Source organism: Paenibacillus canaveralius (genome assembly GCF_047238265.1).
In the GTDB taxonomy this organism is placed as follows: domain Bacteria; phylum Bacillota; class Bacilli; order Paenibacillales; family NBRC-103111; genus Paenibacillus_F.
In genome coordinates this window covers 4814865-4832790 of sequence record NZ_JBDFMM010000001.1, presented here as the reverse complement: position 1 = coordinate 4832790, position 17926 = coordinate 4814865, and the positions used below count along the sequence as shown (strand labels likewise).

Below are 17926 nucleotides of genomic sequence, written 5' to 3'. Positions count from 1 at the left end.
ATGAAAATACACCTGTATACGAAGCTGTTCGTCGCGCTGCTGATTTCCGGAATGGGCCTTTACTTTTATAACACCACTCAGGCCAAAGACCATAAAATCAATTCCGTCTACGTCATCCCGACGGGGGACAATATGGCCGAAATCAACTTTGAGGAGAAAAAGATCGACATCGCGTTCCTGGCTTTCGCCCAAATAGGGGACAAGTACAAGGTAGCGTTCCACAAAGACGAAGCCGCGGATGCCGAAATCAAGGAGAATATCAAAAAACTCAAAAAAAACAACCCCAAAACGAGCCTAGTGCTCGCGGTAGGAGGATACGGGGCGGACGGTTTTTCCGACGCCAGCCTGCAGGAGAACCGCCAGACGTTTACCGACAACATAGTCGCCCTGGTCAAAGAGCTTGGTCTGGACGGCGTCGATATCGACTGGGAATATCCGGCCTCCGATGCCTGGGGCACGCAGAAATCCCGCAGCGAAGATACACAGAACTTCACCTACCTGATGAAGGAACTGAGAGAGAAGCTGAACCGGCTTCCGCATAAGAACAAGAAGTATATCCTCACCTTCGCGTCGGGGACGCAGGACTGGTACTTCAAGAACGTCGAGGTTAAGAAAGTGGAAAAATACGTCGATTACATCAACGTCATGAGCTATGACCTGACCGGCAAATGGTCGGATACGACGGGGCTCAACTCCAATCTGTACAAAGATGCGGAGAACAAATCCATAGACAGCGTGGACAGCATTGTCCAGCTCTATCTCAGCCACCATATCGATCCGGCCAAGCTGCTGCTCGGCGTTCCCGCGTATTCGTACGGATGGGAAGACGTCAAGAGCGACAGCGACGGGGCGTTCTCGCCCGGCAAGCCGATCGACATCGACAAGACCGATCTCAGCTACAAGACCATCGAGGAGAAATACATGGACAAGAACGGGTTCAAACGGTATTTCGACGAGAAGGCCAAGGCCGCTTATTTGTACGACGGCAAAACGTTCATCTCTTACGAGGATAAAGAAGCGCTCCGGGAAAAAATCGCCTATATCAAGGCGCATAATCTGGGCGGCGCCATGGTCTGGGAATATTCCCAGGATGCGGACGACGGGCTTGTGAAGTTCCTGGGCGACCATTTGAACGAGTAGGGAAAGTGGGAACAACGGGGCTTCCGGGCGGCTGCGTTCCATTAAGAGGACATGGACCGCCGTCATGGCCGGGCACCGCACGCTGGGAGACTGCGCGTGGCGCGGAATCTCCCGTGCGGCAAGTCCGTACGGCGGGTAAGGCAGGCTCCTTCGCTATAGCGATCAGAAACACCCGCCGGGGCGGATCGGAGTTCCGCCCGCCAGGCTAAGGCTGTCTCTTAGGAGGCAGCCTTTTTTTGTGCGGGAGCCCGTGCTGAGGGTGAAGGGAAACCGGAGGCTATATCCGGGGAGTAAATTTCCGGCCGGTAATACAGCCGTCCTTGTACCCGTCGTCTCCGAAGAAATCTTTTGCCAGATACATGTACAAGCGGGGATGAACAAGCGATAACTGATCCGATTTTGAAGGGCGGTAATCTTGAAGGGAAGCATACCGGCTCAGAGCTTCTTCTCTCACGTAGAGCAGCGTGTTTTGCGCGTACCACCACTGGACGTGAGCGTTTTCCCAGATGCGCCCGCGGATACAGTCGATGGCGGCAAATCCTTTTTTGTGGAAAAGCCCGGCCCAGTAGTCCGGCCACTGCTCGTTGATATGATTCTTGCCTCCCTGGTAAGGAATGGCGGCCGAGAACAAGACGGCATCGCCGTGGGTAACGAGCGTATTGACGAAGGTTTCGGCGCAAGCGGGAGGCAGATGCTCACCCACCTCCAGGGAAACGACAAGATCAAACTGCTTCCCGGAAGAGAAAAACGTGGTAAGATCATGTTTTCTAAAATTCTCTTTAGGTATTTGGAGCATGTCCTCGTTCACATAATCACCGTCTACCCCCAGGATTTCCCGGACTCCGCCGTCTTTAAATACGGAAAGCCAGGCGCCCGTGCCGCATCCGATGTCGATGACGGATTCCGGATTAATAAGGTCCAAGAGAATAGGAACTACCTCCATGGCCGATTTTCTTGACCCGTCCTGCTGTGATTTGAAAAAGTCCGGGTTGTATACGGTTTCGTTCATTTTCTCACCTATCCTTTTATCGCTTGGAATCATGTCGGCCGTCCTCGATGAATCCCTACTTTTTTCAACTTTTTGCGTATAATTGAATCGGTAAAAGTATTTTATGGTAAATTATACCTTAAATTGTTCTTTGCTTACAATCGTTTAAAAAAAGTTACTTGGGAGGGGGGATGCATGGCACTCCGTTCGGAGAAATAGGCTTTTTTCTAAAGCGGCAGGTAGTCGATGAGATTCTCTTCTTGACCGGCTGCCGAAAGGAATAACCGCAATAGCGCACACAAAAAAAGCGTCAGCTCCCAGGAGCCGGCGCTTTTGGCGCTTCGGTATGCTGTTCCGTCGTTTCGGGGGGCGCTATTCCGCCGGGTTCCGCCGGTTCATCCGCGTAGCGTGCGAGCGCCCGCGCGGCCGAATCGGCCATCCGCCACCGCAGATGCCGCCCTTCCACGACTTTTACTCTCATTCCGAGAAATCGGATTTTCGATAAAATGTACTCCGCGTCTTCGCTCATATAGGTCAGCCGGATCCGGTACAAATCGTTCTCGTCATCGTAGTTCACTTCTTTCTCGAAGCAGGAGAAAGCGTACAAAATCCGGGACAGCTCACGGTTATACGTGCGGACGACCTCGATGACCGAGCTTTCTTTGCGCAGCAGGGTGTTTTGATCCAGCTTGGCGGTAATCTCCTCATACACGCCGTCCGCCGGAGCCTCAGCCTCCAGCTCAAGGATGCTGCCGAGCTTGGTCGCCATATACATGCGGTTCCGCAATTGGTACCAGAGCAGGTACCATTCTTTCTTCACCATGGAGTATTCCAGCTTGTAAGGGATGCCAGACTGGCTTTCCATCGTGCGGCCGTTCCGGATCCGGTAGCTGAGCCGGATTCCCTGCCGTTCCCGCATCAGGCGGCGCAGAGGGCGCAGAAGCGTATGGTACACCTGCCTGTCGGGGCTTTTGGCCTTCTCCGTAACGAGGGAAGCCGTCCCCAGATCCGGCTCCTCTTCGAGAAGGCTGCGCAGCTTCGCCAGCGTTTCGGCTGCAAAAGCTTCTTCCGCAGCGGGATGCTTCAGAGCGGACTTTAACCAGGTGCGCTCATGGGAGGTCAGCGCCACGACACCGGATTCCTCCAGCCGGGAAATCATCTGGTAGTTAAAGATTTTCTCGAACAGGTTCATAGTAGGCTTGAATCTCCTTCCATTCCGCGATGAATTCCTTTCTAAGCTGCCGGGGTGCCAGCACTTCACAGCTGGACCCGAAGCTGCGGAGCCAGGGTTTGATCTCGGTGCATCCGTTGACTGTGATTTCGTAGACGAACGATTCCTCGTTCTCTTCGGTAATCGTTCCCCACTGTCCCTGAAGCAGCACCCTCTCCTTGATAAAATCGGCCGGCGCATCCAGGGGCCTGTAGAAACGCGCCCGGACCTTGACGGGTTCGGAAGTATCGATGAGCCAGCTGTAGCGCGTTTTCTCCTCCAGTTCCGCGAGCTTGCGCCTGAACTCTTCTTCCGGGACGGGGTTCTGTTCCTCGATCTGGGTGAGCCCTTCGATCCGGAACTTCATGATCCCCTGCCGGGCGTCACTTGCAAGCAGATACCATCTGCCGTATTGATGGTCATATACAACCTTTAGCGGGAGCACATGCGACTGCTTCCCGTTCGTTTCCCGTTCAAAGAGCGGATTCGTGTTGCGGGAGGCATAGCTTTTGTGCGTTTTCGGCGAAAAATACAGAAACCGCAGCTTCCTCCGCTGCCGGATAGCCTGAAAGAGGGGGAACAGATGCGCTTCGTCCAGAATGCGCGAGTAATAGTGATATTTGTATAAAAAAGGCTCGGCAATCGCCGCTTCCAGCCCCTGCTGCCGGATCGCTTTTTTGAGGCTGTCCCGGAGGAGATAGCCCTGTACGGAGGGGAGCCGTGTATTGGCCATCACGTCGGCGAAATCGTACAGATCCAGAAGCTCCTCCGGGCTCAGCCGCCGGATCAGATCGTTGTGCAGGCGGTACCGGTAAGGTCGGCTTCCGCCTTCTTTGCGGATCACGCCGACTTCCTCCAAATATTTGAGGTCGGAGCGGATCGTTTTCTCGTCGGGGAGAGGAACATCGTCCGGCATTCCTCCGCAGCATGCGTCGATCAGCTCCCCGGCCGACATGGCCCCGTCCCGATCCTGCATGGCCGCCAGCAGGAAGGGCAGACGCCGGCTCTCGGATTCCTTCATCGATTTCGCCCGGTAGAGGAAGAGGAGCAGAGGATCGGAAGACTCGTAGTAATTGAAGCGGAGCATCTCCGCGAATTCCCGGTCCTGTCCTTCGGCCAGGGGATAAGAGACGGTACTCGCTATTTCTTTCAGCCGCCGTAACGTTTTATCGAAAGTATGTACGGAAATGCCCAGCCGCTCGGCAAACTGCTGCCGGCTGTAGGCGCCGCTTGTCAGAACAAGCAGGCGAAGGAATTGGATCTCTTTATCGAAGCTTTCGCGGGCCATGGTCTTCCCCCGTTTCTATGCCCTAAAATCTGTCATCTTTTCATTGTATCAAAGGCGCGAGGCGGGGGGAACGGAAAACTTTTCTCCGGCGTCGTAATACTTTCGCCATGTTCCGAGGCCGCCGGATGAGCGATAATGAAGGTATAAAGAATCAGGCAGGGAGAAGATGGTTATGGCTATCGTACAGCTGAGCTCGACAAATCCGCAGTTTTCATATCTCATCCGTAAAAACCCCTAATCCGGGATGCTGATTAGACCGGTCCGCAAAGGCACGGCTTACGGCTGGTACACCGGCGAATCCGCCTTTAACGTGTATTTCAAGGACGCCGACAACGAAATCTCGTACAAACAGCATGACAAAGAAGAGTTTGAATATCTCAACGTTTCCCGCTACAATACGCCGCTGTTTCCGCTGAACGCGTGGAACGAATTTTTTACGGCACCGCTTAAAATCAGAGACGAACGGGATTCAGCAGGATATACGCATACCGTCCGGATTCCGATGATTCATATCGAGCTGGTCCGTTACATTCATTTTTTTGAAAAGCATTTGCCGGATTTTTCATTCGAAATCGTCCATCAGGCACACAAAACCTACTCCCTGACGGTGACGACCGGTCTCAGCCTGTATCACCTGCTGCATGCCGTCAGCGTGCTCTGCCTCTTTCTGTCCACCTTCGGCAACGAATATATCGATATTTCCGATCTTCTGCTCGAGAAATATATCCGGAGTGTTCAAGTGATCGACGCGCCGTTTTATATCCGGAGCCTGTTTGTGCGGAATTTCCTGAATTCGCGTGAGCGTTTTAAGAAGTATAAGGGAGAACTGGAAAAAACGGACCGCTACGCCATCGATTTCGATTTCGGAGGGACCGGTCACCAGAGACGGTCCTTTATCCGCGGGCGGCTTCCTTTTGATAAAGCGATTCTCGATATCGGGTGCGGGGAAGGTTTCTATGCCATTCCTTTCGCGGCCAAACTGGAGGACACTTACTACGCGGTGGATATTCATGAAGAAACGCTGGAAACGGTCCGCCGCAAGGCCCGGGCCAAGGAGCTGGATAATCTCGTTACCCTGCCTTCGATCGGGCATTTCCTCGACCAGTACAACGGAGAAAAAGTCGATGTGATTATGACGGAGGTCATTGAGCACATGAGTCGCGAGGAAGCGCGGGAGCTGATTTTGCAAGTTTGTACGGAAGTGGATTTCGACCGGTTTATCATTACGACGCCTAATGCCGATTTCAATCCCTTCTATGAACTGGACGGTTACAGGCATCCCGATCATAAATGGGAGATGGGCGAGAAAGAATTCGGGCAGTGGATCGGCGGTTTTATCGGGACGACAGGCTGTCAGGCCGAACCGGCAGCTATCGGGGACGGAGTCAATTCGATCCGTACGACACAGGGCGTTATTTTAACGAAAAAGGAGGCATAACCCGTGCACATTCAAACCCGCATCCATACCATTTTCATGCTGGTCGGTTCGACCGAGTGCGGCAAGACGACTTTTGCCAAAGAAGTTCTCATTCCCGGGCTTCAATTCGAAGCTTCCGGCAAAGCCGTGAGAGCCAACATCCAATATTTGTCCTCGGACCGTATCCGGCAGGAAATTCTCGGATTCGATTACGATAAATACGACCAGATTATGCTGGAATCCAGCGGCCAGGCTTTTCAGTTTTTGTTCGAACGGCTGAAGATGGCGACCTCTTTTCCCGTCAATGCCGAATTTGTGGTGGTCGATACGACGGGGCTGGCCGAGGATTTCCGCGAGAAAGTCCGCGCGGTGGCGAAGGAGAACAACTACAACCTGGAAGTCATCCTCTTCGATTACCGGAAACGGCACGATTATTACGCCTCGGAACGCTCCAAAAAGCTGATTACATCTCATATCAACCGGTTGAAACAAGACGTGATGGGCTCGCTCTCCCGTGAAGGGTATACGAAAATCCATAAGGTGCGCGCCAAAGACTTCTACTTTCCGGAGGAAGGGAAGGCTAACGAAGCCTACACGGTTGAAATTGCGGACCTTGAGGAATATTTAGCCGCCGTACTTCCGCAGGAAGACGACTACATCATTGTCGGGGATGTGCACGAATGCGTGGACGATTTGAAAGGACTCCTGCTTGATTACGGCTTCAAGTTCAGCGGCAATTCACTGGAACTCCCGGATAAGCTGGGTCATACGAAAATCGTGCTGACGGGAGACTGGATCGATAAAGGCCGTCAGACGAGAGCCACCGTGGAGTTCCTTTATGAAAACCGCGAACACTTCTTGTTTGTCCTCGGCAACCACGAAAACTTCGTGTACAAGTATTTGAAGGGCGAAATCGGCGGCGTCGAGGAAGAGCTTTTTCAATCGTACTTCACGTCCGTGGAGACGTTGAGAAAGGATACCGAGCTGCTGCGGAAATTCAATGAGCTCGTCGAAATGTCGAAGCCGTTTTACCGGAAGGTAGGTACCCGGGGTCCCTCTTTCTATGTGACACATTCGCCTTGCCGCAATAAATATATCGGGAAGCTGGACGGGAATTCGGCACGTCATCAGCGCAATTTCAGGCTGGACCGTGGAGAGCCTTTCGAGGAGCAGCTCGCTTTCCTCAAAGAAGAGGCCGTGAAGAATCATCCGTTTCACGTGTTCGGACACGTTGCGGCGAAGAACGCGTTCTGGATCGGAAACAAGGTCCATGTGGACACCGGCTGCGTAAACGGCAATAAGCTGACGGCGGTAAGCCTTTCGTTCAAGCCGTTTTTCAAATCGCGCGCCGCCGGAGAGGCGGTCCTGCCGGAGGAGCTGCCGGTTCTGTTCCGGGAAGAGCGCAAAGTGACTCTCGGGGACTTGGACGCCGAGGAACTGAGAAGGCTGCATTACTGCTCCAGGAACCGGATCAACACCATTTCCGGAACCATGTCTCCCGCGGACAAAGACGAAGCTGCCGGCGAACTGGAATCACTGAGGCAGGGTCTGCGCTACTTTGCGGATCATGGAGTGGATGAAGTGGTGCTTCAGCCCAAATATATGGGCTCCCGATGCCAGATCTACTTGCACCGCGACCCCGATCATTGCTATGGCGTCAGTCGGAACGGCTACAAGATCAAGGGAGCCGATTTAAGCGGTATTTTCAGAAGCTTGCTGGACAAATTCGGTTCTTATATGGAAGAAAATAAAATAGCCGTGCTTCTGCTGGACGGCGAGCTGCTTCCTTGGCATGCGCTGGGCGAAGGGCTTATCGAGCGCCAGTTCAGACCGATCGAGAAGGCGCTGGAAGCGGAGCTGGATTTTTTGAAGGCGAACGGATTCGAGGAGGCGTTTGGCAAACTAGCGGAAACCTATGCGGCAAGCGGCTTTGAAAAAGACCAGTTCACGATGCCAAAGGCCCGCTTAAGCGAAAAATACGGGGCGAGCGTCTACCAGAACTACAAGCACATGCGCGGTCTTCTGGAGAAGAGAGTCCCGCTGGAGGAGCACGAGGCTGCATACCGCACGTATAAAAGGCAGTTGGAGCTTTACGGAGAACCCGGCGAGCCGGAATACAAGCCGTTTGCGATCCTCAAAATAATCCACGAAAACGGCGAGGAGGAAATCCCGCAGCTTGCGACGTCGGAGATGTACGCCTTTTTGTCCGAAGATAAATTTCTGCTGCTGAATTTGAGTGATCCGGAAAGCTATCCGAAAGCGGAAGCGTACTTCGAGAGCCTGACGACCGGTCTTCATATGGAAGGAGTCGTCATCAAACCGGAGCTGCCCGGCACTGAGACCGTGCCTTACATGAAAGTGCGCAGCCGGGATTATTTGACCCTAGTTTACGGATACGACTACCGCTTTCCGCACAAATACGCCAAACTTATGAAGCAGAAAAACATCAGGCTTAAGCTGCGGACTTCGCTGAACGAATACCTGCTGGGTCAGAAGATGCTTGCCGTGAAATACGGCGATATCGCACCGGACCATGAGGGATATAAGGAAGCGGCGGCCAATGTGCTGTTTGAGGTAGCGAAGGAGAAAGAGATCGACCCGAGGCTGTAGAGCGCCTGCTCGGCGCCCAGAGCACCGGTAGCGCACATAGGCACTTAAACCGTCCTGACATTTACGTTAGGGCGGTTTTTGGTATGGGGGGAAGGGGCATGAGAAACCAAATTAAAGCGACCAAATCAACTTACGTCTAGAAAGACTAGCTAGAAATAAGGATTCAAAGAATAGGAGAAGAGTGTGTTTTATTTGACAAAAATGTAAAATATTACTATATTATTTGTGTGGTCTACTTTTAAAATATTGGAGGGTGTAATTGATGAAAAAACAATTAATTAGTCTAGCTAGCATTTGTATGATAGCAGGAGCTTCTGGTACTAGTGTATCAGCCAATTCGTATTACTGTGATAATGATGCTTCTTCCACTTACAGTTGTACAAATAATTTTAATGGATCTTGGGTTAGAAATACAGGGGCTGGTAATTGGAATAATGACTATAGAATTATTTCTGCCAATGGCGATAGTGGATATTATGATTGGAACTTTACTACCGATTTGAATGATCAATATCCGTCTGTTTATGTATGGCTTGCGAATTCCAAATTTACCAATACTAATGCGCGATATTATATTGGCTATACAAATTATTCAACCCTCGAGATAGTTGGCTCTATTAATCAAAATACTGCTAGTAGCGGTTGGAATTATGTTGGAGGCGGAAAAAAGGTCTTTTTAAATAATGCAACGTTGAGTATAAATCAAAAAGACTACAATGGTAATACTAATACATCTACAGGAGCAGATTACATTCGTTTTGACACTTCAGTGAATACGTTAGCATCTCAAGAAATTACTGACTCCCAAGTTGCAGCTGATGAAACGTATCATACTAATCCTGAAATCCAAAAGATTCAAGAAAAAATGCTTAATGCTACTGATAATTTTCAAAATGCCAAAGGTTCATTTGATATTGTTTTTTCAAATATTAAACAAGAACAAAATGTTCAATTTGATGTACAACTGGGCAATCAACCTAATAGCTATGTTAAAATCAACTCTAAAAATGGACTTGTGAATGAAACAATTTCAGATGGTAAAAGTATTTTGGATTTAGATCATAATAAAAAGCAATATGAAAAAAGTCTTTTACCAATAGATAAAGTGACAAAGATAGAAGGGGCGAGACATTTTAAAAATAAGGACAAAGAAAATGTTTACCTCCACCGGCAAGATCTTATATCGGCTCATGCAGCAAGTGAAGTACTATTGCCGCAGAATTATGCATTTTGGCTAAAAAATGAAAATACGAAAATAACTGGTTATGATAAATATTTAGGTCGAGATGCCACTATTATTAGTGGTACACATGATCAATACGTGGCAGATAAACTTCTTTCAAAAACATTTACTTTATGGATTGATTCAAAAACAGGTATTCTGCTTAAACTTTTGGATAATGACCAAAATGGAAAATTGGTTAACAGTATAGTAGTCAAAGATATACAGTTAGATAAAGAAAGTGACAAAAAAATGATAAAACTCAATATACCAAGCGGTTGGAATGAAGTTTCACCAAAAAAATTTTAATAACAGGATAAGAGAGGGAGGCGAGGCGCCTCTCTCTTATTTTTGAGGTTTAAAATACTGAAGCAAATCTTTCAAAAGCTGTTCGGAAAAATTCCCCTGAGTTTGAACCTCATAAAAAGTATCTTCCTTTGTTCCCCTTAATAATTGATCCGAATAGTAATTCCATTCGATACCATTCATCACAAATGTCTCAGTCGCCTTAGGCGGGATATACTTCGGATCATCCATAGTTTGGATTTTGTTTCCTCCATCAAGCGGTACTTTAATTTGACTGGGATTAAACTTCGACTGAGAGATTTTGGTTTGGTTTTGCTTTCCATATTGATAAATAAACAAGCTTCCTTCTACATGGATATTGTTTATTGAAGTGTCTGCTTCAGGGACCAAATAATAAGTAATGTTTCCAACATCCTTAATAAGGTCTGCTTTATTAACCTTTATCCGTGAATCGATACCTTGAAAGGTATAAAACAAAGGTGATGTTTTCGTTATATTATCTACGACTGTACCTACTTCGTCCGGGCTATTTTTAGAGGAGAGAATCTTGTCGGGAGCTTGTGTCTGAACGGCTTCCCCTTGCTGAAGCTCAATATATGCGGAAAGATAATCCATATTTTTGATGGAAGTTTTAACAAGTAATTTGTTCTCATTTTCTTTCATCTCAAAAACGGGAGAAGAGGGGACAAACTCGTTGGAATCTCCTGTTTGTTTAACAGTCCAATCACCTACCCGCTTAACTTCTCCAATCCGGTTTCCGATCAAAGACGGATCTACATGTTTTCCTGTTGAGTAGTAATAATGATCGTTCCAAATAATGTAGGCCTTGTGATTTACCGCTTGCTGAGCCAGATAGGACGCGGCCAAGGCTGGTGAAGAAACAACTACAGTAACGGCCACGGCAGCGGCGGCAATCCCTGAAATCCATCTTTTTGAGTAAGAGGAATTTCTATTTTTAAGAGGTGTTGATTCATAAACGGTTGAACCAGCTTTAAGTAATTCTAAGGTTTCATCCAAGCGTTCACTAACAATAGAAGGAACTATAGTAGGATGTTGCTCTACGAATGTTCGTATTTTCGCATCTAATTCATTCATTTTACTTTTCTCCCTTCCATGGGCTTTATTGATTTAGATAATTTTTCTCGTCCCCTGTACAATCTCGATTTAACTGTACCTTCCGGCAGGTCCAATAAATTTGCAATTTCTTTTATTGAGATGTTTTCGACATAGAAGAGGGTGAGCGGAATCTTTAAATCATCCTCTAAAATATTAAAAAGCTCGATCCATTCAAAACGTTCCTGTTCTCCTTCCACATAAAGTAAATGTTCAGGCAAATCATGAAATAGAATAACTTGTTTTTTTCTGGACTTGATTCGCTTGCTCTCGTTTATGACAATCCGGATTATCCATGTTTTGAAATAGCTTGGTTCACGCAGGTCATGTATGGATTTAAAAGCTTTTAGGATAGATTCCTGAATAGCATCGGCACAATCCGCGTCATCCTGCAGAATGGCCTTGGCTGTATAATACATAGTGGTTTCGCTGGCCTTTACGATTCGAACGAATGCATCTTTATTACCTGATATGGCCAGTTTGGCATCTTCTATAAGCATTTTTTACTCCTCTCTCCAACACTTTCTCATACATTAGACCTTCGGGAGGCAGGAAAGGTTCACAACCTTATAAAATTAATTTTATAATCGGAAGCTCTTTTGGCGATTGACTGGATAGCGGCAGAGTGGAATAAATCTCCTTCCTCCGAACCAAACTAAACCGTACCTACTTATCTGGACCAGGAGGCAGACGATGTACTTCTATAAAGAAGATTTAATCAATATGATCGTTCCCGACAAGCCCGACCCGGCGGCTGCCAAAGTGATCCAGGAAATTCTGGGCGGCCGTTTCGGTGAAATGCGCACGATGATGCAGTTCTTTTTCCAGAGCAACAATTTCCGCGGAAAGGCAACTCAGTTCCGCGATTTGATCCGCGGCGTTTTCCTGGAGGAGCTCAGCCACGTGGAACTCGTCCAGCATACGATCAATCAAGCTGCTCACGGGATCGGGCGAAGAAATGCCCGGTGATTCCGGCGTGGACGGGGCTCCGCTGAACGAAGCGGTCAAGCATGCCAATCCGCACCATTTTATTATCGGCGCCCAAAGTTCGCTCCCCGTCGATGCGGCAGGAAACCCGTGGATGGGCAATTACGTTTACGATCACGGAAATCTGATCAGCGACCTGCTGGATAATCTGGTGCTGGAATCGACCGGCGTTCTCCAGAAATCCCGGATTTACGAGATGAGCTCGAACAAAACGTTCCGTGAAACGCTGGCGTTCCTGATCGTCCGCGACAATGCCCATCAGAACGCTTTCGCCAAAGCGCTGGAGTCGCTCGGCGTGAACTGGGGCAAGCTGTTCCCGGTCCCGAATTATGACATCAACAAATATCCGGAATGCCGCAAATATGTCGATATGGGCTTCCATAACGCCCAGTTTAACTTCCGGCTGGATAACACCCGGATCGGCGAGATTTACAGCGGCCAGTCGCCGAGCCGAAACGGAGGCACCCTGGAAGTTGTACCGCCGCCGGAAGGGTTCCCGCTGCCCTATCTGCCGGAACTGCCCAACGAGCACAGCCCCGGCCTGTACGATCTTAACGCGTAAGTCCGTCAGACCGGAGGCCGCTTGCTCCGCCTCGATCCCGTACTGTTTACAGGATTAGGGGGATGCATTATGATGAAGGTAACACGCGTTACGGAAGATTCATAATAACCTGTATGACCCCGGAGGAGCCTGTCATCAAGGGTTAACTGTGTCTGCACACGGTTGCCGTTGATGGCGGGTTCTTTTTCTTATTTAGGATTCGGAGGCGGGAGAGGCGGAATGCTTGTGAACACCATCTATCAAAGCAACCGAGGGAAAAATATATTGCTCAACAGCTACGAGCTTTACCTGTCGCTCCTTCAAACAGAGACGAAGCGGACCTATGTCCCGACACGCTACGGTTCAACGCATGTTCTGGAAATAGGATCTTCCGAGTTGAAGCCTCTGGTAATATTGCAGGGCGGGAACTGTATCAACCCGATGACGCTGGCCTGGTTCCGTCCTTTGTTTGAGGAATACCGAATTATTGCTCCGGATACAATAGGGCACCCGGGTTTAAGCGACGAGACGCGAATATCGGCTCAGGATGACAGCTTCGCTCACTGGATAGCGGATTTGTTACAGCATTTTGGTCTTGAAAAATGTGCGTTTATCGGTCCCTCGTACGGGGGCGGGATTATTTTGCGTTTGGCCGCCTATATACCGGAGCGGATCGCCTGTGCGGTTCTCGTAAACCCCGCAGGAATAAAAACGGGACCCAAAATGCCCATGATTCTCAAAGTACTGCTTCCGCTCCTCGACTTTAAGCTGCGTGCTTCGTCCGGAGCACTGCGGCGGGTAGCGGATGCCTTATCGTCAGGCTCCATGGATGAAGAAGATAGGCGGATACTTGGGGAAATTTTTCGATATGTCAAGCTTGAACGAAATATGCCTAAAATCGCGGAGAAGGAAGAGTTAGAGGGTTATTCCGCGCCTACCCTGATCTTGGCGGGCAAGCGGGATATCTTTTTTCCGGGTGAAGAAGTCGTGCATCGGGCACGAGAGATCCTTCCGCATCTTACCTTTGCCCATGTATATAACTGCGGACACTTTCCGGCAGCGGAAGAAAAGAAAAAAATGAACGGTGATATCCGGCGGTTTTTATCCGAATTCTATTAACGAACGGATGTCCGCCCATCCGCCATTTCGTGTATATTGGAAGATGTATGTCATCACCAGCATCAAAGGAGTGTCCGCAGTTGAAAAACCTTCTCGTGACCGGCTACCGGGCGCATGAGTTGAACATTTTTAACGAAAAGCACGAAGGCATTGAATATATCAAAAAAGCGATAGCGGGCCGTTTGATCCCGCTCATCGAAGACGGGCTGGAGTGGGTGATCACGCCGGGGCAGTACGGGGTCGATCTCTGGGCATGCGAGGTTGTGATTGAACTCAAGAAGCAGTATCCGCAGCTGAAGCTGTCGATTCTGACCGCCTATGCCAATCCGGAAGAGAAGTGGAAGGAAGACAAGCAGGAGTTTTACCGCGGCATCCTGAAGGACGTGGATTTCTACGGAGCCGTCAGCAAACAGCCGTATGCCGGCGTGTGGCAGCTTCAGGCCCGGGACGACCTTCTCCTGCGCAAAACGGACGGCCTTCTTCTTTTTTATGACGAAGAAGCGGGCGAGGGGAGTCCCCGTTTTATGAAAGAGCGGGCTCTCAAAAAGCAGAACGAAGACGGATACGCCGTCATGATTATCACGCCCGAAGAGGTTCAGGACATAGCGGATGAAGAGAACCGGGCCGATTTTTACTGACCGCATCGCTCCGTAATTTCCGCCCGTTTCGCCACTTATTCCGCTGAAATCCCAGGCATCCCTGGCGGCATCTTCCGCCTCTTGCCGAATCGGCGACTTTTCCCTGAGACCGGCTGTCAGGCCGGTTCCGCCGACCTTTTTCCCTCCGTCCTATATGACATTTGTCATGTGCTCTCATGACGTTTATGACTACTGCGCCCAAACGGTTCTCTCTATAATGGAGTTAGAATAGCGCGCTGATGCCCGGAATCTAACCCCGCGTCAGAACGAGGAGGACACATACTAATGTCTCAGACGAAAGTTATGAATTTGAAAAAAGATGTCGCCCCCTACGAAAAAACCGATACAAGATCAAGCATCCGGCAGGTTTTCAACACGATTGTGCCTCTCCTCCTGCTGTGGTACGCGGCTTATGCAAGCCTTGCCGTCTCGTACTGGCTCACGCTCCCTCTCGCTTTAATCACAGCCGGATTTGTTATCCGGACGTTCATTATATTCCACGACTGCTGTCACCAGTCTTTCTTTAAAAGCCGCCGGGCCAACGATATTCTCGGCACCATCACCGGCATTCTGACGCTGTGTCCTTACGAGCAGTGGAAATACAGCCACTCCGTTCATCACGCGACCAGCAGCAATCTCGACAAGCGCGGCACCGGGGACATGTGGGTGCTGACCGTAGAAGAATATGCCGCGGCTCCATGGTTCCGCAAGGCCGCTTACCGCATCTACCGCAATCCGCTGGTCATGTTCGGCCTCGGGCCGATCGCCGTCTTCCTGATCCAGTACCGTTTCAACCGCAAGAAAGCGAAGCGCAAGGAACGCATCAACACGTATGTGATCAACGTATCCATCGTCCTGTTGTACGCGCTGATGTGCTGGCTGATCGGCTGGCAGGCGTTCGTGCTTGTGCAGGCGCCGGTATTCTTCGTATCGGGACTGCTGGGCATCTGGCTCTTCTATGTGCAGCATCAGTTCGAGGATTCCTACTTCGAGAAAGAAGACGAGTGGAGCTACGTGAAAGCGGCCGTTGACGGCAGCTCTTACTACCAGCTTCCGAAAGTTTTGCAGTGGATCACAGGCAACATCGGCTACCATCATGTTCATCATCTGAGCCCGAGAGTGCCGAATTACAACTTGGAGAAGGCTCATAACTCTACGCCTCCTTTGCAAAAAGCGACGACCATTACGCTCCGCACGAGCCTGCAGTCTCTCCGTTTCCGTCTGTGGGACGAAAAAGGGAAGACATTTGTAAGCTTTAAAGATGTCAAACATGTGCTCCGCAGGCCGGGAGCCGCAAGCGATGTCCTGAAAAATCCGAAACCGGGTTTCCAGGGCGAATAGTCCCAAACTTAACGGTTTATGCTAAAATGGATGTAAAACGGCTCCGCAGAAAAGGTGAAGAGACCATGCAGAATTGGATTCGAATTTTTCAGAAAAACACCGGTCTCAGTCCTTACGTGTGGGTAGTCTTTTACATCCTTCCTTTTTATTTCATATTCAGTTCGGGCTCCACCCTCAAGAACGTCTTCGGCATCGGCATGATTATTATATTTTTCTGCTGTTATGTGCTGTCCGTCGTATCGAAGGGGTGGCTTGTGTATTTCTGGACAAGCGTGCAGATCGTCGTTTCGATCGCGATGACGCTGCTGTTCGGGTATGTGTACTTCTCGCTGTTTCTCGCTTTTTTTATCGGGAATATCCATAATAAGATCGGCTTCTTTACCTTCTATACCATTCATCTGGTAAGTACGATCGCCACGATCAATTTCGGCTTCGTCACGCAAAATCCGATCTTCATTACGCAGCTTCCGTTCGTGCTGATTTCCCTGATCGGGGTCATTCTGCTTCCGGTCAATACGTACACGAAGAACAAGCGGGATAAGCTGCAGGAGCAGCTGGAAGACGCAAACAAACGGATTGACGAGCTGGTCAAACTGGAGGAGCGCCAGCGCATCGCCCGGGATCTGCACGACACGCTCGGGCAGAAGCTTTCCCTCATCGGACTCAAGAGCGATCTTGCGGGCAAGCTTATCGCCAAGAATCCGAACCAGGCGCGGGCCGAGATTAACGATGTCCGGCAGACGGCACGGAGCGCGCTGAAGGAAGTGCGTGAAATGGTGACCAACATGCGCAGCACGCGGGTCGCCGAGGAAATGTTCCGGGTCAAGCAGATTTTGAAAGCGGCGCAGATAACGTTCAAGCTCGAGGGCGACCCGAAGCAGATCGATACTTCGCTGATGACGGAGAATGTCGTCAGCATGTGCCTCAAAGAAGCGGTCACGAACGTGGTTAAGCACAGCGGCGCAACGGCCTGCACGGTCGTGATCGAACCGTCGCGGACGGACCTCGTCGTCAAGGTGAAGGACAACGGGAACGGCCGGGCGGAGCAGTTCGATTATTTCCGCGGGAACGGGCTGCGCGGTATGAAGGAGCGCCTGGAATTTATTAACGGCACGCTGGATATCGTCTCCGACGGAGGGACCACGGTCGTTATTAAAATTCCGATCGTCTTGAAACAACCGGCAAAGGAGGCGGGAGAATGATTCGCATTGTGATCGCCGAGGATCAGCGGATGCTGCTGGGCGCGCTTGCTTCCCTGCTGAATCTGGAAGAAGATATGACCGTTGTCGGCGTTGCGGGCAACGGGGAAGACGCGCTTAAGCTTGTGCAGGAGCACAAGCCGGACGTCTGCATCATGGATATCGAGATGCCGGCCAAAAGCGGGCTGGACGCGGCCGAGGAGCTGAAAGGCTCCGGCTGCAAGGTCATCATCCTGACGACGTTCGCCCGCTCCGGTTATTTCGAGCGCGCCTTGAAAGCCGGGGTTAACGGCTATCTGCTCAAGGACAGCCCCAGCGAGGAGCTGGCGGCTTCCATCCGCAGTGTGATGGCAGGCCGGCGGCTCTACGCCTCGGAGCTGGTGGACGAAGCCTACAGCGAGGAGAATCCGCTGACGGAGCGGGAGAAGGAAGTGCTGCTTCTCATCGCCGACGGCAAGAATACGAAAGAGATCGCCAGCCAAATGTACATTACGACCGGGACGGTCCGCAATTACATCTCGGTGATCCTCGACAAACTCGACGTGAGCAACCGGATCGAAGCCATCACCCGCTTCAAGGAGAAGGGCTGGTTCAAATAAACAGGAACGCAGAGCCGCAGCCGTTCCGATTCCGGAGCAGCACCATTCATGTGTGCCGGGACGCGCTCATCCACTACCCATACAAAACGATCCTTTCCGTAACGTGTGCCTCGTGAAAATGGCGCAAATGCCGCGGAAAGGTTTTTTGCATTCCGGCGCCAAAGCGGAAATAAAGGCTCAAGCCGCCTACGGAGGAGAGGGCCCGGGT

The 17926-nt window shown here is 50.3% G+C and carries 13 protein-coding genes and 2 pseudogenes; 10 read left to right on the top strand and 5 right to left on the bottom strand.

What is annotated here, in order from left to right:
- Positions 1 to 1140, top strand: a complete 1140-nt coding sequence (locus ABC395_RS21940; protein ID WP_413005964.1) for a glycoside hydrolase family 18 protein — start codon at positions 1 to 3, stop codon at positions 1138 to 1140.
- Between the two features lie 277 nt (positions 1141 to 1417).
- Here the strand turns inward: ABC395_RS21940 and ABC395_RS21935 are convergent, their stop codons facing one another.
- The 3 genes from ABC395_RS21935 to ABC395_RS21925 form a co-directional block, all read right to left on the bottom strand.
- Complete coding sequence (locus ABC395_RS21935; RefSeq protein ID WP_413005963.1) at positions 1418 to 2149, bottom strand: class I SAM-dependent methyltransferase; 732 nt, start codon at positions 2147 to 2149, stop codon at positions 1418 to 1420.
- A gap of 289 nt (positions 2150 to 2438) precedes the next feature.
- Positions 2439 to 3320, bottom strand: a complete 882-nt coding sequence (locus ABC395_RS21930) for a WYL domain-containing protein (protein ID WP_413005962.1) — start codon at positions 3318 to 3320, stop codon at positions 2439 to 2441.
- Positions 3295 to 4626: a helix-turn-helix transcriptional regulator gene (locus ABC395_RS21925; RefSeq protein ID WP_413005961.1), complete on the bottom strand. Its 1332-nt coding sequence runs from the start codon at positions 4624 to 4626 to the stop codon at positions 3295 to 3297. Before ABC395_RS21925 ends, ABC395_RS21930 begins: the two co-directional genes overlap by 26 nt.
- Positions 4627 to 4798: 172 nt before the next feature.
- On the opposite strand from ABC395_RS21925, the pseudogene ABC395_RS21920 reads away from it, so the two are divergent.
- The 3 genes and pseudogenes from ABC395_RS21920 (at position 4799) to ABC395_RS21910 (ending at position 10184) form a co-directional block, all read left to right on the top strand.
- A pseudogene (locus tag ABC395_RS21920) lies at positions 4799 to 6064 on the top strand (class I SAM-dependent methyltransferase).
- A gap of 3 nt (positions 6065 to 6067) precedes the next feature.
- The gene (locus ABC395_RS21915) at positions 6068 to 8653 is read left to right on the top strand and encodes a metallophosphoesterase (protein ID WP_413005960.1); all 2586 of its coding nucleotides are present in this window, start codon (positions 6068 to 6070) and stop codon (positions 8651 to 8653) included.
- Between the two features lie 262 nt (positions 8654 to 8915).
- Positions 8916 to 10184: a hypothetical protein gene (locus ABC395_RS21910; protein WP_413005959.1), complete on the top strand. Its 1269-nt coding sequence runs from the start codon at positions 8916 to 8918 to the stop codon at positions 10182 to 10184.
- A 36-nt stretch (positions 10185 to 10220) separates the two neighbouring features.
- On the opposite strand, the gene ABC395_RS21905 is transcribed toward ABC395_RS21910, so the two are convergent.
- Together ABC395_RS21905 and ABC395_RS21900 are read right to left on the bottom strand one after the other, a co-directional pair.
- Positions 10221 to 11276, bottom strand: coding sequence for a hypothetical protein (locus ABC395_RS21905; protein WP_413005958.1), 1056 nt, complete (start codon positions 11274 to 11276; stop codon positions 10221 to 10223).
- A complete protein-coding gene (locus ABC395_RS21900; RefSeq protein ID WP_413005957.1) occupies positions 11273 to 11794 on the bottom strand; it encodes an RNA polymerase sigma factor in 522 nt (173 codons plus the stop codon). The genes ABC395_RS21905 and ABC395_RS21900 overlap by 4 nt, the downstream gene beginning before the upstream one ends.
- A 193-nt stretch (positions 11795 to 11987) precedes the next feature.
- Between ABC395_RS21900 and ABC395_RS21895 the strand changes: the two are divergent.
- The 6 genes and pseudogenes from ABC395_RS21895 (at position 11988) to ABC395_RS21870 (ending at position 17718) form a co-directional block, all read left to right on the top strand.
- A pseudogene (locus ABC395_RS21895) lies at positions 11988 to 12843 on the top strand (manganese catalase family protein).
- Positions 12844 to 13062: 219 nt separating this feature from the next.
- Positions 13063 to 13941 carry an alpha/beta fold hydrolase gene (locus tag ABC395_RS21890; protein WP_413005956.1) on the top strand — a complete coding sequence of 293 codons (879 nt, stop codon included), beginning with the start codon at positions 13063 to 13065 and terminating at the stop codon, positions 13939 to 13941.
- An 80-nt stretch (positions 13942 to 14021) separates the two neighbouring features.
- Complete coding sequence (locus tag ABC395_RS21885; RefSeq protein WP_103997007.1) at positions 14022 to 14579, top strand: SLOG family protein; 558 nt, start codon at positions 14022 to 14024, stop codon at positions 14577 to 14579.
- A 285-nt stretch (positions 14580 to 14864) separates the two neighbouring features.
- On the top strand, positions 14865 to 15920 hold the full coding sequence (gene desA, locus ABC395_RS21880) for a Delta(5) desaturase DesA (RefSeq protein ID WP_413005955.1): 1056 nt from the start codon (positions 14865 to 14867) through the stop codon (positions 15918 to 15920).
- A gap of 65 nt (positions 15921 to 15985) precedes the next feature.
- Complete coding sequence (locus ABC395_RS21875) at positions 15986 to 17122, top strand: histidine kinase (protein ID WP_413005954.1); 1137 nt, start codon at positions 15986 to 15988, stop codon at positions 17120 to 17122.
- The gene (locus tag ABC395_RS21870) at positions 17119 to 17718 is read left to right on the top strand and encodes a response regulator (RefSeq protein WP_413005953.1); all 600 of its coding nucleotides are present in this window, start codon (positions 17119 to 17121) and stop codon (positions 17716 to 17718) included. The genes ABC395_RS21875 and ABC395_RS21870 overlap by 4 nt, the downstream gene beginning before the upstream one ends.
- The last annotated feature ends 208 nt before the right edge of the window (positions 17719 to 17926 follow it).

Coding starts and splice junctions, on each gene's coding strand:
- ABC395_RS21940 (WP_413005964.1), top strand. CDS start 1: ATGAAAATACACCTGTATACGAAGCTGTTCGTCGCGCTGCTGATTTCC.
- ABC395_RS21935 (WP_413005963.1), bottom strand. CDS start 2,149: ATGAACGAAACCGTATACAACCCGGACTTTTTCAAATCACAGCAGGAC.
- ABC395_RS21930 (WP_413005962.1), bottom strand. CDS start 3,320: ATGAACCTGTTCGAGAAAATCTTTAACTACCAGATGATTTCCCGGCTG.
- ABC395_RS21925 (WP_413005961.1), bottom strand. CDS start 4,626: ATGGCCCGCGAAAGCTTCGATAAAGAGATCCAATTCCTTCGCCTGCTT.
- ABC395_RS21910 (WP_413005959.1), top strand. CDS start 8,916: ATGAAAAAACAATTAATTAGTCTAGCTAGCATTTGTATGATAGCAGGA.
- ABC395_RS21905 (WP_413005958.1), bottom strand. CDS start 11,276: ATGAATGAATTAGATGCGAAAATACGAACATTCGTAGAGCAACATCCT.
- ABC395_RS21900 (WP_413005957.1), bottom strand. CDS start 11,794: ATGCTTATAGAAGATGCCAAACTGGCCATATCAGGTAATAAAGATGCA.
- ABC395_RS21890 (WP_413005956.1), top strand. CDS start 13,063: ATGCTTGTGAACACCATCTATCAAAGCAACCGAGGGAAAAATATATTG.
- desA (WP_413005955.1), top strand. CDS start 14,865: ATGTCTCAGACGAAAGTTATGAATTTGAAAAAAGATGTCGCCCCCTAC.
- ABC395_RS21875 (WP_413005954.1), top strand. CDS start 15,986: ATGCAGAATTGGATTCGAATTTTTCAGAAAAACACCGGTCTCAGTCCT.
- ABC395_RS21870 (WP_413005953.1), top strand. CDS start 17,119: ATGATTCGCATTGTGATCGCCGAGGATCAGCGGATGCTGCTGGGCGCG.